Annotated in this window: 22 protein-coding genes and 1 pseudogene; 6 read left to right on the top strand and 17 right to left on the bottom strand. The window is 59.4% G+C overall.

All coding sequences use genetic code 11. From position 1 onward, the window contains the following. Positions 1-71: 71 nt before the first annotated feature. From AO388_RS02630 to ffh, 8 genes are all read right to left on the bottom strand, one after another. Positions 72-1376 (bottom strand): homoserine dehydrogenase, encoded by a 1305-nt coding sequence (locus tag AO388_RS02630; RefSeq protein ID WP_054080742.1) that lies wholly within the window; start codon positions 1374-1376, stop codon positions 72-74. Positions 1377-1512: 136 nt separating this feature from the next. Further along, positions 1513-2253 carry a bifunctional protein-disulfide isomerase/oxidoreductase DsbC gene (gene dsbC, locus AO388_RS02625; protein WP_003364987.1) on the bottom strand — a complete coding sequence of 247 codons (741 nt, stop codon included), beginning with the start codon at positions 2251-2253 and terminating at the stop codon, positions 1513-1515. Positions 2254-2398: 145 nt separating this feature from the next. Further along, positions 2399-3295: a site-specific tyrosine recombinase XerD gene (gene xerD, locus AO388_RS02620; RefSeq protein WP_003364989.1), complete on the bottom strand. Its 897-nt coding sequence runs from the start codon at positions 3293-3295 to the stop codon at positions 2399-2401. A gap of 103 nt (positions 3296-3398) precedes the next feature. Continuing rightward, on the bottom strand, positions 3399-3749 hold the full coding sequence (rplS, locus tag AO388_RS02615; protein ID WP_002552524.1) for a 50S ribosomal protein L19: 351 nt from the start codon (positions 3747-3749) through the stop codon (positions 3399-3401). Between the two features lie 44 nt (positions 3750-3793). Beyond that, complete coding sequence (gene trmD, locus AO388_RS02610) at positions 3794-4546, bottom strand: tRNA (guanosine(37)-N1)-methyltransferase TrmD (RefSeq protein ID WP_002552523.1); 753 nt, start codon at positions 4544-4546, stop codon at positions 3794-3796. Positions 4547-4551: 5 nt separating this feature from the next. Continuing rightward, a complete protein-coding gene (gene rimM, locus AO388_RS02605) occupies positions 4552-5091 on the bottom strand; it encodes a ribosome maturation factor RimM (protein WP_003433429.1) in 540 nt (179 codons plus the stop codon). Between the two features lie 5 nt (positions 5092-5096). After that, positions 5097-5354, bottom strand: coding sequence for a 30S ribosomal protein S16 (rpsP, locus tag AO388_RS02600; RefSeq protein WP_002552521.1), 258 nt, complete (start codon positions 5352-5354; stop codon positions 5097-5099). 247 nt (positions 5355-5601) lie between these two features. Continuing rightward, the gene (ffh, locus tag AO388_RS02595) at positions 5602-6978 is read right to left on the bottom strand and encodes a signal recognition particle protein (protein WP_004406399.1); all 1377 of its coding nucleotides are present in this window, start codon (positions 6976-6978) and stop codon (positions 5602-5604) included. Between the two features lie 213 nt (positions 6979-7191). Here ffh and AO388_RS02590 point away from each other — a divergent pair, with 213 nt between their 5' ends. From AO388_RS02590 to AO388_RS02580, 3 genes are all read left to right on the top strand, one after another. Further along, positions 7192-8004, top strand: coding sequence for a cytochrome C assembly family protein (locus AO388_RS02590; RefSeq protein WP_003314223.1), 813 nt, complete (start codon positions 7192-7194; stop codon positions 8002-8004). A gap of 12 nt (positions 8005-8016) precedes the next feature. Then, positions 8017-9264: a transporter associated domain-containing protein gene (locus AO388_RS02585; protein ID WP_058416014.1), complete on the top strand. Its 1248-nt coding sequence runs from the start codon at positions 8017-8019 to the stop codon at positions 9262-9264. 146 nt (positions 9265-9410) lie between these two features. Further along, the gene (locus AO388_RS02580; RefSeq protein WP_003433432.1) at positions 9411-10721 is read left to right on the top strand and encodes an MFS transporter; all 1311 of its coding nucleotides are present in this window, start codon (positions 9411-9413) and stop codon (positions 10719-10721) included. Positions 10722-10793: 72 nt separating this feature from the next. Here the strand turns inward: AO388_RS02580 and purT are convergent, their stop codons facing one another. The 5 genes from purT to AO388_RS02555 all read right to left on the bottom strand — a co-directional run bounded on the left by purT (position 10794) and on the right by AO388_RS02555 (position 14157). Next, entirely contained in the window at positions 10794-11975 is a 1182-nt protein-coding gene (purT, locus tag AO388_RS02575; RefSeq protein ID WP_003433433.1) for a formate-dependent phosphoribosylglycinamide formyltransferase, read from the bottom strand. A 103-nt stretch (positions 11976-12078) separates the two neighbouring features. Beyond that, positions 12079-12546 (bottom strand): hypothetical protein, encoded by a 468-nt coding sequence (locus AO388_RS02570; protein WP_003365000.1) that lies wholly within the window; start codon positions 12544-12546, stop codon positions 12079-12081. A gap of 202 nt (positions 12547-12748) precedes the next feature. After that, positions 12749-12967 (bottom strand): DUF1289 domain-containing protein, encoded by a 219-nt coding sequence (locus AO388_RS02565; RefSeq protein WP_003365002.1) that lies wholly within the window; start codon positions 12965-12967, stop codon positions 12749-12751. Then, complete coding sequence (locus AO388_RS02560) at positions 12967-13491, bottom strand: gamma carbonic anhydrase family protein (protein WP_003433434.1); 525 nt, start codon at positions 13489-13491, stop codon at positions 12967-12969. The genes AO388_RS02565 and AO388_RS02560 overlap by 1 nt, the downstream gene beginning before the upstream one ends. Positions 13492-13560: 69 nt before the next feature. Continuing rightward, a complete protein-coding gene (locus tag AO388_RS02555; protein WP_003365012.1) occupies positions 13561-14157 on the bottom strand; it encodes a CoA pyrophosphatase in 597 nt (198 codons plus the stop codon). Positions 14158-14307: 150 nt separating this feature from the next. Between AO388_RS02555 and AO388_RS02550 the strand changes: the two genes are divergently transcribed. Next, positions 14308-14859, top strand: coding sequence for an NUDIX hydrolase (locus AO388_RS02550; RefSeq protein ID WP_010428262.1), 552 nt, complete (start codon positions 14308-14310; stop codon positions 14857-14859). Between the two features lie 202 nt (positions 14860-15061). Continuing rightward, positions 15062-15484: pseudogene (locus AO388_RS02545) on the top strand (L,D-transpeptidase family protein); the annotation flags it as partial. 115 nt (positions 15485-15599) lie between these two features. On the opposite strand, the gene AO388_RS02540 reads toward AO388_RS02545, so the two are convergent. Together AO388_RS02540 and purL are read right to left on the bottom strand one after the other, a co-directional pair. Then, positions 15600-15911, bottom strand: a complete 312-nt coding sequence (locus AO388_RS02540) for a Nif3-like dinuclear metal center hexameric protein (protein ID WP_058398145.1) — start codon at positions 15909-15911, stop codon at positions 15600-15602. A 5-nt stretch (positions 15912-15916) separates the two neighbouring features. Continuing rightward, positions 15917-19813, bottom strand: coding sequence for a phosphoribosylformylglycinamidine synthase (gene purL / locus AO388_RS02535; protein WP_054080738.1), 3897 nt, complete (start codon positions 19811-19813; stop codon positions 15917-15919). 213 nt (positions 19814-20026) lie between these two features. Between purL and mltF the strand changes: the two genes are divergently transcribed. Continuing rightward, the gene (gene mltF / locus AO388_RS02530; RefSeq protein ID WP_058416013.1) at positions 20027-21523 is read left to right on the top strand and encodes a membrane-bound lytic murein transglycosylase MltF; all 1497 of its coding nucleotides are present in this window, start codon (positions 20027-20029) and stop codon (positions 21521-21523) included. Here mltF and tadA read toward each other — a convergent pair. Next, positions 21520-22023, bottom strand: a complete 504-nt coding sequence (gene tadA / locus AO388_RS02525; RefSeq protein WP_046720330.1) for a tRNA adenosine(34) deaminase TadA — start codon at positions 22021-22023, stop codon at positions 21520-21522. The two genes, mltF and tadA, sit on opposite strands and share 4 nt — an antisense overlap. After that, a complete protein-coding gene (locus AO388_RS02520; RefSeq protein WP_058416032.1) occupies positions 22023-23396 on the bottom strand; it encodes a multicopper oxidase family protein in 1374 nt (457 codons plus the stop codon). Before AO388_RS02520 ends, tadA begins: the two co-directional genes overlap by 1 nt. Positions 23397-23640: the final 244 nt, after the last annotated feature.

The raw sequence follows: 23640 nt of genomic DNA, 5'->3' as shown, positions 1-23640 counted from the left end.
AGCCAGGGCTCCAGGGCTGCAAGGTCGAAACGATCGGCTTGCGGCCTGGAACTGACAGCTTGCAGTTGATGTTAATTAAGGTGCTCGACGCGGATACGAACCACCGGGCCAACGACATCCTGCAGGGCTTCCAGGGCTTGAATGGCGTCATTGATACCCTGCTCCACTACCCGGTGAGTCAACAGGATCATCGGCACCAGGCCATCGTGTTCTTCGACATCCTTCTGCATGATCGATTCGATGTTGATGCCACGCTCGGACAGGATGCTCGCGACCTGGGCCAGCACGCCCGGGTGATCCTTGGCCTGAATGCGCAGGTAGTAGGCGCTTTCGCAGGCTTCGATCGGCAGGATCGGGTGGGCTGACAACGAATCGGGCTGGAAGGCCAGATGAGGGACCCGGTTTTCCGGATCCGAGGTCATCGCACGGACCACATCGACCAGATCGGCCACCACGGAAGAAGCCGTAGGCTCCATACCGGCACCCGCGCCGTAGAACAGCGTCGAGCCGGACGCATCGCCATTGACCATCACCGCGTTCATGACGCCGTTGACGTTGGCGATCAGGCGATCGGCCGGGATCAGCGTCGGGTGTACACGCAGTTCGATGCCTTGAGCCGTGCTGCGTGCAACGCCCAGGTGCTTGATGCGATAGCCCAGCGCTTCGGCATAGTTGACGTCTGCAGTCGTCAGTTTGGTGATGCCTTCGGTGTAGGCCTTGTCGAACTGCAGCGGAATGCCGAAGGCAATGGAGGCGAGGATGGTCAGCTTGTGCGCAGCGTCGATACCTTCCACGTCGAAGGTCGGATCGGCTTCGGCATAACCCAGGGCCTGAGCCTCGGCCAGAACATCGGCAAAGGTACGGCCCTTCTCGCGCATTTCAGTGAGGATGAAGTTGCCGGTGCCGTTGATGATGCCGGCCACCCAGTTGATACGGTTCGCCGACAGGCCTTCACGAATGGCCTTGATGACCGGAATACCGCCGGCAACAGCGGCTTCAAAAGCAACGATCACGCCCTTCTCACGCGCCTTGGCAAAGATCTCGTTGCCATGCACCGCGATCAGCGCCTTGTTGGCGGTCACCACGTGCTTGCCATTCTCGATGGCCTTGAGTACCAGTTCGCGGGCAACGGTGTAGCCGCCGATCAGTTCCACGACGATGTCGATTTCAGGGTTGGTCGCAATGGCAAACACATCGCTGGTGGTAGGCGTACCGGTAATCTGGCAATTGGGGTTTGGTGTACGAACCGCAATTTGCGCAACTTCGATTCCACGCCCGGCACGGCGGGCAATCTCCTCGGCGTTACGCTTAAGTACGTTGAAGGTACCGCCACCGACAGTACCCAGCCCACATATGCCTACTTTGACCGGTTTCACTGATGAACTCCCCGAAAAACAGCCGAACCTGAATCGGCTGTGGAAAAACTGCCGCATGGCGCCATGCGGCTGAAATTTTGACGACACTTCGGCCACTTGCGCCGTGTATGCACAAGGCGCGCCTGAAAACACCGGCTTATTTGGCGCCCATTGCCAGCTTGGCAACCTGAGCTGCAGGCTGATAACCCGGAATTACCTGACCGTCGGCCAGGACAATCGCAGGCGTCCCGTTCACGCCGATCGACTGGCCTAGCTCATATTGCTTGCTGACCGGATTGTCGCATTTGGCTGCCTTGATGTCCTTGCCATCGACCATGCGGTCCATCGCGCCTTTGCGATCCTTGGAACACCACACCGCCTGCAACTGCTCGTCACCCGGAGAGCCAAGGCCCTGACGCGGGAATGCCAGGTAACGGACTTCGACACCCATCTTGTTCAACTGGCCGACTTCTTCGTGCAGCTTGTGGCAATACGGGCAAGTCGTGTCGGTGAATACTGTGATGTGCGACTTGGTCTCGCCCACTGCCGGATAGATCACCATCTCGGAAGCAGGAATGGCGTTGATGGTCTTGGAAATGGCCAGACGTTCGGTTTTCTCGGTCAGGTTGACCGGCTTGCCGTTCTGCACCTGAAACAGATAGCCCTGAACCACGAACTGACCGTCGGCACTGGCGTACAGGACGCGGCCGCCCTTGAGCTTCACTTCATAAAGGCCATTGAGCGGGCTCGGCGAGATACTCTCGACCGGCAGCTGCAATTCCAGCGAGTCGAGCGTCTTGCGGATGGCCTGATCAGGGGCTGCATCAGCCAGGGCAGACATACTGAAGGTGCCGGCCAGCATCAAAGCCGCGGCAGCGAAAATCTGTGGCAAACGCATGAAAACTCCTATGACGGCGGACAGGCTGGCAACTGTCGAAAAAAGGAGTGCCAGCCTTGATAGGCGAAACCGGCAAAGCCTACCACATAAGGCTCGCGGGGCCGACTCGGAGCGACGTAAGAAGCTTCGCAAAATACGTCGTGAGTCAACCGCGTGGATGATGCTTGGCATGCAATTCCTGCAACCGCGCCCGCGCCACATGGGTGTAGATCTGCGTTGTCGAGAGATCACTGTGCCCGAGCAACATCTGCACCACGCGCAAGTCAGCGCCGTGATTGAGCAGATGGGTGGCGAAGGCATGGCGCAGGGTGTGCGGTGACAGGGATTTGCCAATGCCTGCAACCGTTGCCTGGTGCTTGATACGGTGCCAGAAGGTCTGGCGGGTCATCTGATCGCCACGTGAGCTGGGGAACAGTACGTCGCTGGGCTTTCCGCCCAGCAACTCGTCGCGGGCGCCGCGCAGGTAACGCTCGACCCAGACGATGGACTCTTCGCCCATGGGCACCAGTCGCTCCTTGCTGCCTTTGCCCATCACGCGCAGCACGCCCTGACGCAGATTGACCTGCTCCAGGGTCAGGCTGATCAATTCGGTCACGCGCAGACCGCAGGCATACAGCACCTCAAGCATGGCGCGGTCACGCTCGCCGATGGGCTCGCTCAGGTCGGGAGCAGCAAGTAATGCTTCGACGTCAGCTTCGGAAAGCGATTTGGGCAACGGCTTGCCCAACTGAGGCATGTCGATTTGCAGGGTGGGATCGACGGAAATCAGCTTTTCGCGCAGCAGGTAGCGGTAGAAGCCACGTGCGCCAGACAGGAAACGCGCCGTGGAGCGCGGCTTGTAGGCATTTTCAACGCGCCAGGCAAGATGATCGAGGATGACTTCACGCCCGGCACTGATCAGATCAACGTTGCGCTCCTGCAGCCAGCCGTTGAACAGCGCCAGATCACTGCGGTAAGAATCCCGGGTGTTGTCGGACAGGCCCTTTTCGAGCCAGAGCGCGTCCAGAAACCGGTCAATCAGCGGATGGTCGATGGCAGCCATGTTCACTCAGTGCGTGTTTCGGTAGACAAGGGGTGAATCATCAAACAGCAGACAGCAAAAAGGCAGCCCTGGGGCTGCCTTTTTTATGCATCGAAAAACTGTATCAGGACAGTTTTTCCTTGATGCGCGCTGCTTTACCGGACAGGTCACGCAGGTAGTACAGTTTGGCCTTGCGAACGTCACCGCGACGTTTCACAGCCATGCTGTCGATTTGCGGGCTGTAAGTCTGGAAAGTACGCTCAACGCCAACACCGTTGGAGATTTTACGAACAGTGAAAGCACTGTTCACGCCACGGTTACGCTTGGCAATTACAACGCCTTCGAATGCTTGCAGACGAGCGCGGTCGCCTTCCTTCACTTTAACTTGGACGACAATGGTGTCGCCTGGTGCAAAGGTAGGGATCTCTTTGGTCATCTGCTCTGCTTCGAGGGCAAGAATGATTTTGTTAGTCATGCTGGTGCTCCTAAGGTAATCCGTCTGGATCGACCATCGATACGTTAACTATCGTCCCGCTCGCGGATGTATTCCGCCAGCAGCTTCTTCTCTTCTCCAGAAAGCGAGCGGCTTTCCAGAAGATCAGCGCGTCGTTCATAGGTCCGCCCAAGGGACTGCTGTAAACGCCAACGCCGGATGTGCGCGTGATTGCCACTTAGCAACACGTCGGGAACACGCTGATCCGCATACACCTCAGGTCGGGTGTAATGCGGGCAATCCAGCAGACCGTCCGTGAAGGAATCTTCCTCCGCGGAGTCCACATGCCCTAAAGCTCCAGGCAGCAGCCGCGTAACCGCGTCAATCAGGACCATCGCCGGCAGCTCGCCACCGGAAAGAACATAGTCACCAATCGACCACTCTTCATCGACATGAGCATCAATAAAACGCTCGTCAATGCCTTCATAACGACCGGCGATGAGGATAATCGCTTCCTCCTGCGCCAGTTCGCGTACCGCAGACTGATTCAGCTGGCGGCCTTGTGGCGACAGGTAAATCACCTTCGCCGCATCCCCTGCCGCTTGCCTGGCCTGAACCAGAGCATCTTCAAGGGGCTTGATCTTCATCACCATGCCCGGACCACCGCCAAATGGGCGATCATCCACAGTGTGATGGCGATCAGTGGTGTAATCCCGCGGATTCCAACAAGTAAGCTGCAACAGCCCTTGTTTCACCGCACGGCTGGTAATGCCGTATTCGCTGATGGCGGAAAACATCTCGGGAAACAGACTGATGACTTCTATGCGCAGGCTGGCCATGGCATTCAGAAGTCCGCGTCCCAATCCACCTTCATCTCGCCAGCAGCCATATCGATTACCAACACGCATTGCTCTGTATAGGGCAACAGGCGTTCGCGATCATCCAGGCTACCCGCGCAGGGCTTTACAACCATTACATCGTTCGAACCGGTTTCGAGCAGGTGATCGATTTTCCCGAGCAATTGCCCGAGTTGGTCGATGACCTTGAGGCCTTCAAGCTGGTACCAGTAGTACTCGCCATCGTCCAGATCAGGGAACAGGTTACGCGGCACGCAGATTTCGTAACCGGACAGAAGACGTGCTTCTTCACGATCATCGAGACCCTTGAGCTTTGTGACCAGAAACTTGCTTTGCAAGCGTCCGCTGACCAGCTCCACCTGTTTATCAACGCTGCCTTCGCGCCGAAGCGTCCAGGTTTTGTAGTCCAACAGGTTTCCAATCGGATCAGTAAAGGAATAAACCTTCACTTCGCCGCGAACGCCATGAACCGAGTAAATCTTGCCAATGACGATCAGATCGTCGGCAGATGCAGGCGTCGCGCTCATAAGACTCAGGCCGCGGCCTTGGTCTTGTTGTGCTCTTTGAGCAGCTGGGCAACGCGCTCGGAAGTTTGTGCACCCACGCTCAACCAGTAGTTGACGCGTTCTTCGTTAACGGACAGACGGATTTCCTGACCACGGGCAACAGGGTTGAAGAAACCAACCTGTTCCTTGTGGGAACCGTCACGAGCGTTGCGGCTGTCGGTTACGGTCAGGTGGTAAAACGGGCGCTTTTTGGAGCCGCCAAGGGCAAGACGGATGGTTAGCATTGAACATCGTTCCTGTAGTCGGTGCTGCAAATCTAAGATGCACAGCGGGCATAGGTGCCCGAAAGGCCGCATATTCTAAGGAATATCCCGACTTTTGCAAATGTCTTTTTCCGGCGCCTATCGGCATGCCTTCCAGATTTGCGAGGGAGCTGTCGGTATGACAGCCGGCAAAAGCCCGCATGACGCGGGCTGACTGGGGGTCACCCCCCAGATGGGACGCGTGCAAAGCCTCTTGCACGCGACGCAATTACATTTTTGGCATGCCGCCGCCGGGGAACATTCCACCCATGCCGCGCATCATTTTGGCCATCCCGCCCTTGGCGGAGAATTTCTTCATCATCTTCTGCATCTGCTTGTGCTGCTTGATCAGACGCCCGATGTCCTGAACCTGAGTGCCCGAACCCATCGCAATGCGGCGCTTGCGCGAGCCACTGACCAGATCCGGATCACGACGCTCGGCAGGGGTCATCGAGTTGATGATGGCTTCCATCTGCTTGAACTGTTTTTCAGCTGCGCCCTGGGCGTTGCCCATCTGCGACAGGTTGACGCCGCCGATGCTCGGCAATTTGTCCATCAGGCCGCCAAGGCCACCCATGTTCTTCATCTGCTGCAGCTGGTCGCGGAAGTCTTCGAGATCGAAGCCCTTGCCCTTCTTGAGCTTTTTCGCCAGCTTGTCGGCCTTGTCCTTATCGAGGGTCTGTTCGGCCTGCTCGATAAGGCTGAGCACATCGCCCATGCCGAGGATGCGTGACGCGATGCGGTCCGGGTGAAACGGCTCCAGCGCCTCGCTCTTCTCGCCCATACCGATGAACTTGATCGGCTTGCCGGTAATGGCACGCACCGACAGGGCGGCACCACCGCGGGCATCACCGTCGACCTTGGTGAGGATCACGCCGGTCAGCGGCAATGCGTCACCGAAGGCCTTGGCGGTATTGGCAGCATCCTGGCCGGTCATGGCATCGACCACGAACAGCGTCTCGGCCGGCTTGACCGCCGCATGCAGCGCCTGGATCTCGCCCATCATCTCGACATCGACGTGCAAACGACCGGCGGTGTCGACGATGACCACGTCAATGAACTTGAGCCTGGCTTCTTTAATGGCCGCCTGGGCGATGTCCACCGGCTTCTGGCTGATGTCGGAGGCGAAGAACGTCACGCCGATGTCGTTGGCCAGCGTTTCGAGCTGCTTGATGGCTGCGGGACGATAAACGTCGACCGACACCACCATCACGGTTTTCTTCTTGCGCTCTTTAAGGAAGCGCGCCAGCTTGCCGGCAGTGGTGGTCTTGCCCGCACCCTGCAAACCCGCCATCAGGATGACGGCAGGCGGCGTGACATTGAGCACCAGGTCTTCGTTGGCCGCGCCCATCAGGCTTTCGAGTTCGGCCTGGACGATCTTCACGAACGCCTGACCCGGGGTCAGGCTGCGCGACACCTCGGTGCCGACGGCGCGTTCCTTGACGTTATTGACGAAGTCTTTGACCACCGGCAAGGCGACGTCGGCTTCGAGCAACGCCATACGCACTTCGCGCAAGGTATCTTTGATGTTGTCCTCGTTCAGCTTGGCCTTGCCAGTAACATGGCGCAGCGTCTGCGAGAGGCGGTCAGTCAGATTTTCAAACATGCGCGATCCTTTAGGGCTCTCGTCGAACCCCGGTTGATGCGGCCCGGCCCGTAATGCAGAAATGGCGCTCGGCGAGCCTGCGGCTTGAGCAGGTCGCGGATTATAGCGAAGACTCCGTCGCACGGACACCACGCAGACTGCTTCTGTGGTCTTTCGTGATTTGCCGGTTCTATGCCAAACTCAGCGTCTTTTCAGGCCCGTCCATCAGGATCTATGTCCCCTTTGCCACCCAGCCTGCTTCCCAGCCTCGCCGCCGCCATCATTTATGCCGCTGCGACCGTCTATCAGAGCCTGCGCCTGAGCCAGGCCGTCAAGCCCGACAAGCGGCTGCTTTGCCTGCTCGGTACACTGGCGGTCATCGCACATGCCATTGGTCTGTTTTCCCAACTGACGCACTCGGTCGGCCTTGGCCTGGACTTTTTCAACTCGGCCAGCCTTATCGCGGCGTCGGTGATCGTCGTGACCCTGATCGCCACGTCGCGCATCCCGGTGGAAAACCTGCTGGTACTGTTGTTCCCGCTGGGCATGGTCACCGTACTGCTCGCCCAGTTCGCCCCTAGCGGCACCGTGCAGCCGATCATGGAAGAGCCCGGCATCCTCAGCCATATCCTGCTGTCGTTGCTGGCTTACGGGATGTTTACCATTGCTGCATTTCAGGCGCTGCTGCTGCTGTTGCAGGACTACCGCCTCAAGCACAAGCACCCTTCCGGGCTGATCAAGAACTTCCCGCCGCTGCAAACCATGGAAAGCCTGCTGTTCGGTTTCCTGTGGGCTGGCTGGTCATTGCTCTCGCTGTCGCTGATTTCCGGCTGGCTGTTCGTCGAAAACCTGTTTGCCCAGCATCTGGTGCACAAGACCCTGCTGGCCTGTCTGGCCTGGATCGTGTTCAGTGTGCTGCTGTGGGGGCGTAACCGCCTTGGATGGCGTGGTCACAAGGCCATTCGCTGGACCCTGGGCGGCTTCTGCCTGCTGATGCTCGCCTATTTCGGCAGCAAGCTGGTACGCGAATTCATCCTGCACATCTGACGGGCCCTGATCATGGATAATCTGCCCCTGGGCCCGCTGCTCGGTGTCCTCGCCCTCCTGCTGTTGTGGGCCGGTCTGCTGACCGCAGTCGAGGCTGCTCATCATCAAGTCAAGGCGATGCGCGCCGCCAGCCGCCCGGAAAAGTCGGCACCGCTCCCCGAGCTGGCGTTCAACCTGAACAGCCTGATTCTGGGCAATACCCTGATCAGGGTACTGATCACTGTCATCGCCACGCTTATCGCCGCCAGTTACTGGTTCTACAACGGTCCCACCGTGGCCTGGCTCGCTACCGTGAGCATCCTGCTGGTCTTCGCCGAATACATGCCCCGCCGCCTGGCGAACCGCCACCCTGTCTCGACGCTGCTGCTGGGCAACAGTGTGCTGCGCATTCCGATGAAGATCGTCTGGCCGCTGGCCTACGTGTTCAATGTTCTGGCCAAGACACTGCTGCGTCCCTTCCTGTCTCGCGCCGTACAACAGCAGGATCAGGCTTTCGAAGACGACACGCAAAATACCCCGCGCAACGATGCTGCCCAGGAATACTCTCCGCGCGCCAGCGTGCTGTCAGGCATTCGTGCGCTGGACAGCATTACGGTCAATGACATCCTGATCCCGCGCAACGAAGTGGATGGCGTCAACCTCGATGATCCCATGGAAATGATCATCGAACGCCTGATCATTTCACGGCACACGCGCCTGCCGGTCTATCACAACGACATCAATCAGGTGCAAGGCGTCATCAATACCCGTGACATCAGCCACCTGCTGCCCAAGGGCACGTTGACCAAAGAGCAGTTGCTGGCGGTCTGCTACGAGCCTTATTTCGTGCCGGAAAGCACACCGTTGCAGTTGCAGTTGCTGAATTTCCACAAACAGCAACGGCGTCTCGGCGTGGTGGTCGATGAATACGGCGAAGTGCTGGGCATCGTCACCCTTGAGGATATTCTCGAAGAGATTGTCGGCGAGTTCGAAAGCGAGCAGCGACTGGATAATCCGCACGTCAAACAACAGGACGACGGGCGTCTTGAAGTCGAAGGCGCAGCGTCCATTCGCGACTTGAACAAGAGCCTTGGCTGGCACCTGCCTTCAGACGGTCCGAAAACCGTCAACGGGCTGGTTACCGAAGCACTGGAAACCATCCCGGACGCTCCAGTCTGCTTGAAGATAGGGCCTTACCGGCTGGAAATCCTCGAGACCGAGGACAACCGCGTCAAGCGTGTCGCCATGTGGCAAAACACGCTGGTCCGCACGTTCAAATAAATGTCTGCCTTCAAATAGATCGCACCACCCTTGCCTCTCGACCCATTCGGGTTACTCTGCTCGACGCTGCACCCACAATCACAATAAATGCATGCTTGCCGGACACGGTCCTTGCCGACCGGCGAGTCGACTGTCAGGGAATCCGCATGACCAGCACCCCGCTCTCTCGTGAAGATCACGACGCGCCCGCAAAGCCGGTGAATTCGACGACCCGCGTCGCCACGGCCAGCTTCATCGGCACGGCCATCGAGTTCTACGACTTTTACGTTTATGCCACCGCCGCCGCTCTGGTGATCGGTCCGGTCTTTTTTCCGCAGACATCGGGCACGGCACAGATGCTGTCCTCGTTTCTGACCTTCGGCATCGCCTTTCTCGCTCGCCCTCTGGGGTCGACGCTGTTCGGTCACTTCGGCGACCGGATCGGGCGCAAGTCGACGCTGGTGGCCTCGCTGCTGTTGATGGGGATCTGCACCACACTGATCGGCGTATTGCCAGGCTACGCGACGATCGGGGCATGGGCGCCGATTCTGTTGTGCGTGCTGCGCTTCGGCCAGGGGCTTGGCCTGGGTGGCGAATGGGGTGGCGCGGCACTGCTGGCGACCGAGAATGCCCCGAAAGGCAAGCGCGCCTGGTTCGGCATGTTTCCGCAACTGGGCCCTTCAATCGGCTTTCTCGCCGCCAACGGCCTGTTTCTGACGCTGGCAATGACCCTCAATGACGAACAATTCCGCGCGTGGGGCTGGCGGATTCCCTTTCTGCTCAGTGCCGTACTGGTCATGGTCGGACTGTACGTGCGTCTGAAGCTTGAAGAGACACCCGTCTTCGCCAAGGCCATGGCTCGCCATCAAAGGGTCAGCCTGCCCATCGTGGAAACCTTCGGTCAGCACTGGAAACCCATGCTGCTCGGTGCGGCGTCGATGGTGGTCTGCTACGCACTGTTTTATATCTCGACGGTGTTTTCGTTGAGCTACGGCGTGGCCACACTGGGCTATACCCGAGAAACGTTCCTGGGGCTGTTGTGCTTTGCGGTGCTGTTCATGGCGGCGGCCACACCGCTGGCTGCATTGGCGAGCGATCGCTTCGGACGCAAGCCGGTGTTGATTGCGGGTGGCGTGCTGGCGATCCTGTCAGGTTTCACCATGGAGCCACTGTTGACCCACGGCAGCACCTGGGCTGTGGCGCTGTTTCTGTGCATCGAATTGTTTCTGATGGGCATCACGTTCGCCCCGATGGGCGCGCTATTACCGGAGCTGTTCCCGACACAGGTTCGCTATACCGGCGCATCGGCGGCCTACAACCTGGGCGGAATCGTTGGGGCGTCGGTCGCCCCCTTCTTCGCCCAGAAACTGGTGGCGATGGGTGGCCTGAGCTGGGTGGGCGGGTATGTGTCTGCAGCAGCGCTGATCAGCGTGCTGGCGGTGTTGAGCCTGAAGGAAACGCGGGACAGCGAGCTCTAGCTTTGAGGTCATGGTGAATGCAGGCGGCAAGAATACGCGCAGCGTTGTTTCTTGCCGCCTGCGGCGTGAGCCTTACAACTTGACGTCGACTGCCTGCGAGGCACGAGTGGCCTTGGCACGGGCGGCTTCGATGGACTCGTCACGCGCCAGGGCAACACCCATGCGCCGCTGACCGTTGACTTCCGGCTTGCCGAACAGACGCAATGCGGTGTCGGGCTCGGCCAGCGCAGCACCGAGGTTGGCGAAAGCGGTTTGCGTGGATTGGCCTTCGACCAGAATCACTGCCGACGCCGAAGGGCCGAACTGGCGGATCAACGGAATCGGCAGGCCAAGAATCGCGCGTGCGTGAAGGGCAAACTGCGACAGGTCCTGAGAAATCAACGTCACCAGACCGGTGTCGTGCGGGCGCGGCGAGACTTCGCTGAACCACACCTGATCGCCCTTGATGAACAGTTCAACGCCAAACATCCCGCGCCCACCCAATGCCTCGGTCACCGCCTTGGCAACACGCTCGGACTCTGCCAGCGCAACAGGGCTCATAGCCTGCGGCTGCCAGGACTCCTGATAGTCGCCCTTTTCCTGACGATGCCCAACCGGCGCGCAGAACGTGGTGCCACCGATGTGACGCACGGTCAGCAGGGTGATTTCGTAATCGAAGTCGATGAAACCCTCGACGATGACGCGACCCTTGCCGGCGCGACCGCCCTCTTGCGCGTAGTCCCAGGCTTTCTGTACGTCATCGGTGCTCTTGAGCAGGCTCTGCCCCTTACCCGAAGAACTCATGACCGGCTTGACCACGCACGGGAAACCGAGGTCTTCGACCGCCTTGCTGTACGCCTCGAAAGTGTCGGCAAAGTGGTAAGGCGAGGTCGGCAGCTCCAGCTCTTCAGCCGCCAGACGACGAATGCCTTCGCGGTTCATGGTCAGTTGCGCGGCGCGTGCGGTCGGGATCACAGTGAAGCCTTCGGCCTCAAGCTCAACCAGCGTCGCGGTGGCGATGGCTTCGATTTCCGGAACGATGAAATCCGGCTTCTCGGCCTCGATGACTGCGCGCAGTGCCGCGCCGTCGAGCATGTTGATCACATGGCTGCGATGCGCGACCTGCATGGCCGGCGCGTTCTCGTAACGGTCAACAGCGATCACTTCAACGCCAAGGCGCTGCAGCTCGATCACGACTTCCTTGCCCAGTTCGCCGCTGCCGCAGAACAGTACGCGCGTCGCGGTGGGCGACAGTGGAGTTCCGATTTGAGTCATCTCAGGTCCTCGTGAAGCAGATGTCGAGGGCTGCCCGCCGTATGCAAGCAACCGCTGTGGAGAAAGGCGCGCAATTTACCACGAAGCCCCGGCAAATGGGCGCTCAGCCCGGACACGCACTGTTGCGCGCCCGCCAGGCCATGATCATCCAGACAATGGTCACGCCAGCGAACTTCGATAGCAGCGCGGTGAGCACGACCGGCGCTGTCAGGGCGTCGATCATGCCGAAGAAGATAAAGGTATCCAGCGGAATGCTGAGTGCCGAACTGATCCACAACCGATCACGCAACGGGCGCCTGGTAATGCTGAACACCAGCCAGTCAATGCATTCGGAAACCGCAAACGCCGTGGCGCTGGCCAGGGCGATGGTGGGGTCGCTGGTGACATAGGACAGGACCAGCGCCACCAGCATGGCAATGATCGCGCCATGGCCAAAGCGAATCTGCACCATGTCCCGCAACACGAACACCAGCCCGCCCCAGGCAGACCAGATCATGTCCAGGTGCGGCGCACTGGAAAAGGCGAAGTTGATCAGCACGACACTGCTGATGTAAGCGATCAGGAAAAGCATGGAGGGTTTGGGCCTGTGCAAGCGAGCGGCAATGATAGCAAACGCGGGCAAGAGCCGCGCCCAAGCGAAAACGAAAGCGTTATTCCTGACGTAGCAAATGCATCGACTGCACCGCCCTCTTCGCGAACAAGTTCGCGCCTACAAAAGCTCGCGGATAACCTGTAGGAGCAAACTTGTTCGCGACTACAAGGCCATCAGAACATCAGCGTGCCCCGCCAACCGTCCACATCAGACCGCTGGCTCTGGCGCGCTCGTCGCACAGGCCGAGCACGACACGCCGCTCGTCGTTGCTCATGCGGCTCCAGCGGGTGATCTCGGTGACGGTTCGCTGGCAACCGGTGCATATATCCTGCTCATCCAGTGCACAAATACTCACACAGGGGGAGCGGACCGGCTTTTCGATCGGGGTATCAGTGCTCATCAATCTTCCTGCACCGCCAGGTCACGGGCGTAACGCTGGGCATTGTGTACGTAATGGGCTGCGCTGGCTTCCAGCATCTGCTTCTGCACATCGGTAAGTTCGCGCACCACTTTACCCGGTGTCCCCATGACCAGCGAGCCATCAGGAATGACCTTGTTTTCTCCGATCAGAGAATTGGCGCCGATGATGCAGTATTTCCCGATCTTCGCCCCGTTGAGGATGACCGCGTTGATGCCGATCAGGCTGTAGTCGTCAACACTGCAGCCATGCAGCATGGCGTTGTGGCCGATGGTCACGCCTTTGCCGATACTCAGCGGCGAGCCCATGTCGGTGTGCATCACCGTGCCGTCCTGCACATTACTGTTTTCACCGATGTGAATCAGTTCGTTGTCGCCACGCAACACCGCGTTGAACCACACACTCGCGCCGGCCTCGAGCCTGACATTGCCGATCAGCGTCGCATTGGGAGCCACCCAGCTCTGCGGATCGGTCTGGACACGGGATTCTCCCAAGCGAAATTTCATGCAGCCTCCTCGGGCGGGTCGTACTCATGGGGACGAACTATAAACGACGACGCTTCAGGTGCCAGCGACTCAGATCGTCGAGCGTTCGGGCGGATGATGCAGGCTGATTCTGGTGTCGTACAGCACGTTGACCAACTCGACGATCATGATCGCGGTAAGCCCCCAGATCTTGTACTCGCCATAACGGTAACTGGGCACGTACCAGCTGCGGCCTTCGTAATCGATACGGTGAGTGTGCTCGCGCGTGTCCTGACGAAAGAACTCCAGTGGCACGCTGAAGACGGCAGCGATCTCGCCGTCATTGGGCTGGTATTCGACGAAGTCAGGTATCACCCCCACATAAGGCGTGACCTTGATACCGTGCTTGGAAATCAGCGGACTCAAAGGCCCGATCACCTCGACCAGCCCGGGAGGCAGGCCGATTTCCTCCTCGGCTTCGCGCAACGCCGTGAAAATCAGATCGGGGTCGCCCGGGTCGCGGCGGCCACCCGGAAACGCCACTTCACCGCCATGCGTCGACAGGCCACTGGCGCGCAGGGTCAGAATCAGCTCGGGTTGCTCGCTGCGGGTAATCGGCACCAGAACAGCCGCCTCGGGGAATTGTCGATCCGAGTCGAGGGTTTCTGGCGTATGACTGACTACACGGCGAAGTAGCTCATCCAGCATGGGAAATCTCGATCTGTTGCCTGTCTGGCATCATGCACCAAAGCAACGCTGCGCCCAAGCCCTTGTAGGACAACTCCGGTCACACTGAGGGTTGCCGAGCCGCCGCACGACAGGCCAAGATAGCGACTGCGTTCACTATCGACTGATCCCATGAAATTTTGCAGCCAGTGCGGCAACCCTGTTATCCAGCGCATTCCCGAAGGCGACAGCCGTTTGCGCTATGTCTGCGAGCATTGCCACACCGTTCATTACCAGAACCCGAACATCGTTGCGGGCTGCCTGGTGACGTTAGGCGGCAAGGTCCTGCTGTGCCGCAGGGCCATCGAGCCGCGCCTGGGTTTCTGGACGCTGCCGGCCGGTTTCATGGAAAACGGCGAAACCATCGAACAGGCTGCACGGCGCGAAACCATGGAAGAAGCCTGCGCCACCCTGAGCGAACTGCATCTGTACACCTTGATCGATGTGCCGCATATCAATCAGGTGCATGTGTTCTATCGCGGGGAGATGGCGAATGAGGCATTCGCCGCAGGCATCGAGAGCCTGGAAGTGCAGTTATTCGACGAAGCCGACATTCCGTGGTCGGACCTGGCTTTCATGACAGTCGGGCGTACCCTAGAATACTTCTTTGCGGATAGGCGTCGGCAGACCTACCCGGTTCATACCAGCGCCCTTCCCCCGTCACGTCCGTTGCTGGACACCTGAAAGCCAGGGTCGCACACAACATCGGCGCTTTTGTTAAAGAAGTATCTTCAGGGAAATCGTAATGCGCTGGTTGCTCGCACTCTTTTGCATGTCGTTCATGCCGCTTTCGCAGGCCGCGTTTACTCAAACTATCGTGCCCAAGGGCAGCGAACAGAAAATCATCAATAACAAGGTCATCAATACCGAGAGTATCGCCAGCAAGCCTATCGACAAGGTGCTGGTGCTAAAGTCGGTGCGCCAATTGCAGCTGATCAGCGGTGGCGAGGCATTGAAGACCTACCGAATCTCACTGGGCAAGAACCCCAAGGGCACCAAGCTGCAGGAAGGCGATCAACGCACGCCGGAAGGTTTCTACTGGCTCGACTGGCGCAAGCCCAGCAATAACTACAACCTGTCGATGCACATTTCCTACCCGAATATCTCGGACTCGGCACGCGCACGTTCCGCAGGCGTAAAACCGGGGAGCATGATCATGATCCACGGCACACCGGTGGATGAAGAGTATCCGGAATGGTATTTCCACACGCTGGACTGGACCAACGGCTGCATCGCGCTTAAGAACAACGACATGCGGGAAATATGGGATCTGGTGAAAGACGGGACGATGATCGAAATTCGGCCCTGAATAGACGGCGTTGCGCATTCGCGAGCAAGCTCGCTCCCGCGAGACACTCTGAGCGATGGTTATCGTCCCCACGCTCCAGCGTGGTGATGCATTTCCGGACGCTCTGCGCCCAGCTTCAGAACTCTGCCAGCCGCCATACTTCATAAGCAGGCGTTTCGTAGGGATGGCTCTGCCTGAGAGCCTCCACCACGTGCTGAATCAGTTCGTCAGCGACGACCAGCTCGACCTTCCACTCCTCTACCGACTCGACCACACCGCTCTGCCCGATAAATGGCTGACTGCCATCCAGCGGGCGGAACTGGCCCTGGCCGAGCACTTGCCACGAGCAGTGATCGTAAGCGCCGATTCGCCCTGCACCAGCAGCGAATACGGCGTTCTTGACGTCGTCCACATGGCTCGGCGGAACGAAGAAGGCGAGCTTGTACACGCGCCTTAGTTAACCCAGGCCCGCGCGTTGCGGAACATGCGCATCCAGGCACCGTCCTCGTTCCAGTCCTCAGGACGCCACGAGTTCTGCACTGCGCGGAATACACGCTCCGGGTGCGGCATCATGATGGTCACACGACCGTCGAGGGTGGTCATGCCGCCAATACCGCGTGGCGAGCCGTTCGGGTTGGCCGGGTAGGTTTCAGTCACCTTGCCGTGGTTGTCGACGAAGCGCAGTGCCACGGTGCCGGAAACGTCAGCTTCAAGCAGTGCATCGTCACTGCGGAACTCCGCGTGCCCTTCGCCATGCGCGATGGCGATTGGCATGCGCGAACCGGCCATGCCCTGCAGGAAGATCGACGCCGACTCCTGAACCTGGACCATAGCCACACGCGCTTCGAACTGTTCGGAGCGGTTACGCACGAAATGCGGCCAGAACTCGCTGCCCGGAATCAGCTCGTGCAGGTTGGACAGCATCTGGCAACCGTTGCACACGCCAAGCGTGAAGCTGTCGGAACGCTCGAAGAAGCCCTGGAACGCATCACGCGCACGGCTGTTGAACAATGCCGACTTGGCCCAGCCTTCGCCGGCACCCAATACGTCGCCGTAAGAGAAGCCACCGCAGGCGACCATGCCCTTGAAGTCGTTCAGGTCGACACGACCGGCAAGGATATCGCTCATGTGCACGTCGATTGCGTTGAAGCCGGCACGATCAAAGGCTGCCGCCATTTCGACCTGACCGTTGACACCCTGCTCGCGCAGAACGGCAACCTGAGGACGAACACCCGTCTTGATGTACGGCGCGGCGATATCTTCGTTGACGTCGAAGCCCAGCTTGACGGTCAGGCCCGGATTGTCCTCTTCCAGCAGCGCATCGAATTCCTGATCCGCGCATTCGGCGTTGTCACGCAGGCGCTGGATCTGATAGCTGGTCTCGGCCCACTGACGTTGCAACAAACGACGCTGGCCACTGAATACCGGCTCGCCATGGAAGCTGATCGATACTTCATCGTTGTTGATCGGCTGACCGATCACTGCCACGCAGTCTTCCAGACCGGCCGCGCTGAATTGCGCCAGCACCAGTGGAGTAGCGTCCTGACGCACCTGGATGACCGCACCCAGCTCTTCGTTGAAGAGGATCGCGCTCAGTTCGGAAACGTTGTCGGCCACACCGTCCAGATGCAGGTTCAGACCGCAGTGACCGGCGAAAGCCATTTCCAGCGTGCTGACCAGCAAACCACCGTCGGAACGGTCGTGATAGGACAGGATATGACCGTCGGAATTGAGCCCCTGAATCACGGCGAAGAAGGCCTTGAGGTCTTCAGCGTCGTCGACGTCCGGAGCGACTCGGCCGAGCTTGCCGTGAGTCTGCGCAAGAATCGAGGCGCCCATGCGGTTCTGGCCACGACCCAGATCGATCAGGATCAGGTCGGTGATGCCCTTGTCCATGCGCAGCTCGGGCGTCAGGGTTTGACGGATGTCGACCACTGGCGCAAAGCCCGTCACGATCAATGACAGCGGCGAGGTCACGCTCTTTTCGGTGCCCTCGTCACTCCAGCGGGTCTTCATGGACATCGAGTCCTTGCCCACTGGAATGGTGATTCCCAGTTCCGGACACAGCTCCATGCCCACCGCTTTCACGGTGTCATAAAGACGCGCGTCTTCTCCAGGGTGGCCAGCCGCCGACATCCAGTTGGCCGACAGCTTGATGTCAGAAAGCTTTTCAATACGCGAGGCCGCGATGTTGGTCAGCGTTTCGCCGATCGCCATACGACCCGACGCCGGAGCATTCAGCAGCGCCAGCGGAGTACGCTCGCCCATTGCCATGGCTTCGCCGGTGTTGACGTCGAAGCTGGTGGCGGTGACGGCGCAGTCAGCCACAGGCACCTGCCATGGACCGACCATCTGATCGCGAGCGACCAGACCGGTAATGCTGCGGTCACCGATGGTGATCAGGAAGCTTTTGCTGGCGACTGCCGGGTGGCGCAATACGCGCTGCACACTTTCTTCGATGTCCAGCGTGCTTGGATCGAAATCATCGCCGATCTCTTCTTCGCGGGCGACCGAGCGGTGCATGCGCGGCGCCTTGCCCAGCAGGACTTCCAGCGGCATGTCTACCGGACTGTTACCGAAATGGCTGTCAGTAACGGTCAGTTGCGGCTCTGCCGTGGCTTCGCCGACAACCGCAAACGGGCAGCGCTCGCGCTCGCAGATAGCCTTGAAGCGCTCGAAATCCTCGACGCCAACGGCCAGCACGTAACGCTCCTGGGATTCGTTGCTCCAGATTTCCAGCGGGGCCATGCCCGGCTCGTCATTCGGTACGTTACGCAGTTCGAAACGTCCGCCGCGATCGCCATCGTTGACCAGTTCAGGGAAGGCGTTGGACAGACCACCGGCACCGACGTCGTGGATGAAGCTGATCGGGTTACGGTCGCCCAACTGCCAGCAGCGGTCGATGACTTCCTGGCAACGACGCTCCATCTCGGGGTTTTCACGCTGAACCGAAGCGAAATCCAGGTCTGCGGAGCTGGTGCCGGTTGCCATCGAGGAGGCCGCGCCGCCACCCAGGCCGATCAGCATCGCCGGGCCACCCAGTACGATCAGCTTGGAACCCACGGTGATCTCGCCCTTCTGGACGTGATCTTCACGGATGTTGCCCATACCGCCCGCGAGCATGATCGGCTTGTGGTAACCACGAACCTCGTCACCGTGGTGTGTGTTGATGGACTGCTCGAAGGTACGGAAATAGCCGGTCAGCGCAGGACGACCGAACTCGTTGTTGAACGCCGCGCCACCCAGCGGGCCTTCAATCATGATGTCCAGCGCCGTCACGATGCGCTCGGGCTTGCCGTACGGCACCTCCCAAGGCTGCACGAAACCGGGGATCTGCAGGTTGGAGACGGTGAAACCGGTCAGCCCGGCCTTGGGCTTGGCACCGCGACCGGTTGCACCTTCGTCGCGAATCTCGCCGCCGGAACCGGTCGCTGCACCAGGAAACGGCGCAATGGCGGTCGGGTGGTTGTGCGTCTCGACCTTCATTAGAATGTGCACCGGCTCCTGAACCGCGCCGTACTGACGGGTTTCAGGGTCCGGGAAGAAACGGCCGGCGACGTTACCGACGATCACCGAAGCGTTGTCCTTGTAAGCGGACAGCACGCCTTCGTTGTGCATCTGGTAGGTGTTCTTGATCATGCCGAACAGGCTTTTTTCCTGGCTCTGACCGTCGATGTCCCAACTGGCGTTGAAAATTTTATGACGGCAGTGCTCGGAGTTCGCCTGGGCAAACATCATCAGCTCGATGTCGTGCGGGTTGCGCCCCAGACCATTGAAGCTGGTGATCAGGTAATCGATTTCATCTTCGGCGAGGGCCAGGCCCAGCTCGACGTTGGCTTTTTCGAGTGCCGCGCGACCGCCACCCAGAATGTCCACAGCGGTCAGCGGCTTGGGCTGAGCGTGGCTGAACAGGTTGGCAGCCTGCTCGAGGTCGCCCAATACCAGTTGCGTCATGCGGTCGTGCAGGCTGTCGGCGATTGCCTGGGCCTCGGTCTCGCTGAACTGGCCTTCTACATAGAAGGCAATCCCGCGCTCCAGGCGCTGGATTTTGCTCAGACCGCAATTGCGAGCGATGTCGCTGGCCTTGCTCGACCAGGGTGAAATGGTGCCAAAACGCGGCAACACCAGAAACAGACGGCCGCTCGGCTCTTGAACCGGCACGCTGGGGCCGTATTTCAGGAGGCGATCGAGAACCTGCTGTTCTTCGCTGGTCAGAACGTCGTTGACGTCAGCGAAGTGGGCGAATTCGGCGTACAAGCCACTGACAGCTGAAACTTTTTGTTTCAGTTGTTCTAGTAATTTGCTGTGGCGGAAAGCAGAAAGGGCAGGAGCACCGCGCAGGATCAACATCTTCGGGACAGCCTCGAGAAGGGGGTGTGCTTTGAGGCCGCGTATTCTAGCCTAAACCGGGCATTTGATCACCCAAAACGGCGGCATCCGCTGCGCCCGAATGTCGCCCCACGCAAAAAAACTCCGGAAATGCCCATAAAAGCCACTCGCCTATCAGACGCAAGCTTCACTGTCGAGATATGGCGCCCGGTGCGCTTTGCGTATACTGCACCGATGTTCTTCAAACCAGATTTCCGCCCACGTTGCGCCAAATGGCTCATCGCAACCGGACTCTTCCTGATGCTCGGCGCCTGTGTGGAAAAACCCACCACACTGGAGCGAGTCAAGGAGGACGGCGTACTGCGGGTGATCACTCGCAACAGCCCGGCGACTTATTTCCAGGATCGCAACGGTGAAACCGGCTTCGAATACGAGCTGGTCAAGCGTTTTGCCGAGGACCTGGGCGTCGAATTGAAGATAGAAACGGCTGACAATCTGGACGATCTTTTCGACCAGATGAACAAACCGGGCGGTCCGGTACTGGGTGCCGCCGGCCTGATCGAGACGCCAAAGCGCAAATTGCAGGCGCGTTTCTCGCATTCCTATCTGGAAGTCACCCCTCAGGTGGTCTATCGCAACGGCCAGTCACGGCCGACCGATCCCGGCGACCTGGTGGGCAAGCGCATCGTGGTGCTCAAAGGCAGTGCGCATGCCGAGCAACTCGCGGCGCTCAAGGCGCAGAATCCCGGCATTGAATATGAAGAATCTGATGCGGTCGAGGTCGTTGATCTCCTGCGCATGGTCGACGAAGGCCAGATCGACCTGACCCTGGTCGACTCCAATGAGTTGGCAATGAATCAGGTCTACTTCCCCAATGTGCGCGTGGCCTTCGACCTGGGCGAAGCCCGCGCACAGCGCTGGGCCGTAGCGCCGGGTGAAGACAATAGCCTGCTCAACGAAATCAACGCCTACCTCGACAAGGTCGAAAAGAACGGCACGCTGCAACGCCTGAAAGACCGCTACTACGGCCATGTCGACGTACTCGGCTACGTGGGTGCCTACACCTTTGCCCAGCACCTTCAGGAACGTCTGCCCAAATACGAGAAACATTTCCAGACATCGGCCAAGAAAGAACAGGTCGACTGGAGACTGCTGGCCGCCATCGGCTATCAGGAATCGATGTGGCAGCCGACCGTGACCTCGAAAACCGGCGTGCGCGGCCTGATGATGCTCACTCAGAACACCGCGCAAGCCATGGGCGTATCCAACAGGCTGGATGCACGCCAGAGCATTCAGGGCGGGGCAAAGTATTTTGCCTACATCAAGGATCAGCTGGACGACTCGATTAAAGAGCCGGATCGCACTTGGCTAGCTCTCGCTTCCTACAACATTGGCAGCGGTCACCTCGAAGATGCGCGCAAATTGGCCCAGAACGAGGGGCTGAATCCTGATAAATGGCTCGACGTGAAAAAAATGCTGCCGCGTCTGGCACAGAAGAAGTGGTACAGCAAAACACGATACGGCTATGCCCGAGGCGGTGAGCCGGTGCATTTCGTGGCCAACATTCGCCGTTATTACGACATTCTGACCTGGGTGACGCAGCCACAGCTTGAAGGAAGTCAGGTCGCCGATGGCAATCTGCACGTTCCTGGCGTCGACAAGACCCAACCGCCCGTCCCGCCAGCCTCTCCCGTCCCCTCCTCCAGCAGCACGGACGAATCTGCGCTCTAAACGCTGTGTTTGCCAGCGTCCTTGGCTGCCCTGCGCATTCTGAAAAACTCGCTCAACATCGTCCCGCATTCCTCGCCCAGCACCCCGCCTTCGAACAGCACGCGGTGATTGAGAAAAGCCTGACTGAAAAACTGCCCCTGGCTCTGCACGATGCCCGCCTTGGGCTCAAGCGCCCCGTAGACCACACGTGCCACGCGTGAGTGCACGATCAGCCCCGCGCACATGCTGCACGGCTCCAGCGTTACGTAGAGCGTGCTGCCCGGCAGGCGATAATTGTCCAGCGTCTTGGCGGCATCACGAATTGCGACCATTTCAGCATGCGCGCTCGGGTCGCTGCCGCTGATCGGGCAGTTGTAACCGCGACCGATGATCTCGCCGTTCTGCACCAGCACTGCCCCGACAGGCACCTCACCCAACAGTGCGCCTTGCGCGGCGAGCGCCAGCGCCTCGCGCATGAAGTGCTGATCCTTACTGCGGTCGATGATCTGCGGTTGCCGCATCATGCCACCTCGATGGCGGCCATCAGGCCGGTTTCCATGTGATCGATCACGTGGCAATGGAACATCCATACACCAGGATTATCCGCCACCAGCGCCACTCGCGCCCGCTCGTTACGACCCAGCAAGAACGTGTCAGTAAAGTACGGGATGATCTTGCGCCGATTGGAGGCGATCACCTTGAAACTCATGCCGTGCAAATGAATCGGGTGCTGATACTGAGTCATGTTCTTCAGTTCGAAGATATAGCTTTTACCGAGCTTCAACCTGGCGATAGGCCGATCGGCGCAGGTCTTGTCGGTAATGTCCCACGCTTCGCCATTGATCTGCCACAGGCTGGGCGGCTTGCCATTGTCGGTGTTGACCGACATGGAGCCCACCCACTCGAAGTTGAAATTGATCTTCTCGGCGTTATCCATATCAGGCTCGGCCACCGGATTGGCCGGCAGCTCGGGCGGCCACTGGCCGGGCGCGTCATTATTGGCGACCGAGCGGAACGTACCCAGGCGCACCGGGCCGTTACGCAGCGAGATCTCCTCGCCCGCCGGCGGAGCCTTGATCGCCAGACAGATGCGCATGCCCGGCCCCAGCCAGTATTCGTCACCGAAGGGACGAGGCTTTACCGGATTGCCATCCAGCGCATAGATCTGCGCCTCGGCGTCCGGCAGGTTGAGGCGGTAGGTCACGGTATTGTCGAGATTGAGCAAGCGCACGCGTGTGATCTGCCCGGCAGGCAACTCAATCACCGCCTGCGAAATACCGTTCAGCGTTGAAAGCCGCCCCGCCGTGCCCTCACGCGCCGCTTCACGTAGCACACTGAACTCGGTAAAGGCACCCTGCTCGTCCACGTGCCAGCTTTTCAGACTGACCGTACGCTCATGGGCAAAACCGGTCGGCTCGCGCTCTTCGACAATCAGCGGCCCGACCAGCCCGCGGCCCAGCTCTTCGCTGCTGCTGACGTGCGGGTGATACCAGTAGCTACCCGCGTCCGGCACACGGAATTTGTAATCGAAGTATTCACCCGGCTTGACCGGCAACTGCGACACATACGGCACGCCGTCCATCTCCAGCGGCAAGCGAATGCCATGCCAGTGAATGGTCGTCTCGACCGGCAACTGATTGATGAAGCGCAGCCGCAGCCACTCGCCCTGGCGCACGCGCAGCTCTGTGCCCGGAGCAGAACCGCCGAAGGCCCAGGCAGGCGTCTTGTGGCCAGGCACCAGTTCCACATCCAGCGGCGCGGCGATCAGCACAAAGTCCGTACCAGCTTCAGACTCGCGACGCCCCATCCAGTAACGCGAAGCACCACCCGCGCCAAGGCCTATGACGGCCAGACCGGCGATGCCTGTAAGGATTTGACGACGGGTAAAGGACATGAACGGCGCAACCTCAAAAACGACAACTGAGCGCATCTGCGAGCAAATGCGAGGGGCGAATACGATACACCTGCATTTGCGTAAAGATAAGGGCAGATACCACGAACTGAAGTCGAGGCGCAAAAAAGCCGGGCAAGGCAGTGACACCCGCTCCGGCTTTTTGCATCGATCAACCGCTATGACTGACTAACCCGCTGCAGCCATTCGCTATGCGCCGGCTCTGCATCCAGCGGTGGATGGGCGC

The sequence above is a fragment of the Pseudomonas sp. ICMP 10191 genome (assembly GCF_001467335.1).
GTDB classification, from domain to species: Bacteria; Pseudomonadota; Gammaproteobacteria; order Pseudomonadales; family Pseudomonadaceae; genus Aquipseudomonas; species Aquipseudomonas cerasi.
Note: the sequence above shows the minus strand (reverse complement) of the source record. Positions and strands in the feature narration are given on the sequence as shown.

Coding starts and splice junctions, on each gene's coding strand:
- purT (WP_003433433.1), bottom strand. CDS start 11,975: ATGACTCAAATCGGAACTCCACTGTCGCCCACCGCGACGCGCGTACTG.
- purL (WP_054080738.1), bottom strand. CDS start 19,813: ATGTTGATCCTGCGCGGTGCTCCTGCCCTTTCTGCTTTCCGCCACAGC.
- dsbC (WP_003364987.1), bottom strand. CDS start 2,253: ATGCGTTTGCCACAGATTTTCGCTGCCGCGGCTTTGATGCTGGCCGGC.
- AO388_RS02590 (WP_003314223.1), top strand. CDS start 7,192: ATGTCCCCTTTGCCACCCAGCCTGCTTCCCAGCCTCGCCGCCGCCATC.
- ffh (WP_004406399.1), bottom strand. CDS start 6,978: ATGTTTGAAAATCTGACTGACCGCCTCTCGCAGACGCTGCGCCATGTT.
- AO388_RS02585 (WP_058416014.1), top strand. CDS start 8,017: ATGGATAATCTGCCCCTGGGCCCGCTGCTCGGTGTCCTCGCCCTCCTG.
- rplS (WP_002552524.1), bottom strand. CDS start 3,749: ATGACTAACAAAATCATTCTTGCCCTCGAAGCAGAGCAGATGACCAAA.
- trmD (WP_002552523.1), bottom strand. CDS start 4,546: ATGGCCAGCCTGCGCATAGAAGTCATCAGTCTGTTTCCCGAGATGTTT.
- AO388_RS02565 (WP_003365002.1), bottom strand. CDS start 12,967: ATGAGCACTGATACCCCGATCGAAAAGCCGGTCCGCTCCCCCTGTGTG.
- xerD (WP_003364989.1), bottom strand. CDS start 3,295: ATGGCTGCCATCGACCATCCGCTGATTGACCGGTTTCTGGACGCGCTC.
- AO388_RS02550 (WP_010428262.1), top strand. CDS start 14,308: ATGAAATTTTGCAGCCAGTGCGGCAACCCTGTTATCCAGCGCATTCCC.
- AO388_RS02570 (WP_003365000.1), bottom strand. CDS start 12,546: ATGCTTTTCCTGATCGCTTACATCAGCAGTGTCGTGCTGATCAACTTC.
- AO388_RS02520 (WP_058416032.1), bottom strand. CDS start 23,396: ATGTCCTTTACCCGTCGTCAAATCCTTACAGGCATCGCCGGTCTGGCC.
- AO388_RS02560 (WP_003433434.1), bottom strand. CDS start 13,491: ATGAAATTTCGCTTGGGAGAATCCCGTGTCCAGACCGATCCGCAGAGC.
- rimM (WP_003433429.1), bottom strand. CDS start 5,091: ATGAGCGCGACGCCTGCATCTGCCGACGATCTGATCGTCATTGGCAAG.
- mltF (WP_058416013.1), top strand. CDS start 20,027: ATGTTCTTCAAACCAGATTTCCGCCCACGTTGCGCCAAATGGCTCATC.
- tadA (WP_046720330.1), bottom strand. CDS start 22,023: ATGCGGCAACCGCAGATCATCGACCGCAGTAAGGATCAGCACTTCATG.
- AO388_RS02555 (WP_003365012.1), bottom strand. CDS start 14,157: ATGCTGGATGAGCTACTTCGCCGTGTAGTCAGTCATACGCCAGAAACC.
- AO388_RS02580 (WP_003433432.1), top strand. CDS start 9,411: ATGACCAGCACCCCGCTCTCTCGTGAAGATCACGACGCGCCCGCAAAG.
- rpsP (WP_002552521.1), bottom strand. CDS start 5,354: ATGCTAACCATCCGTCTTGCCCTTGGCGGCTCCAAAAAGCGCCCGTTT.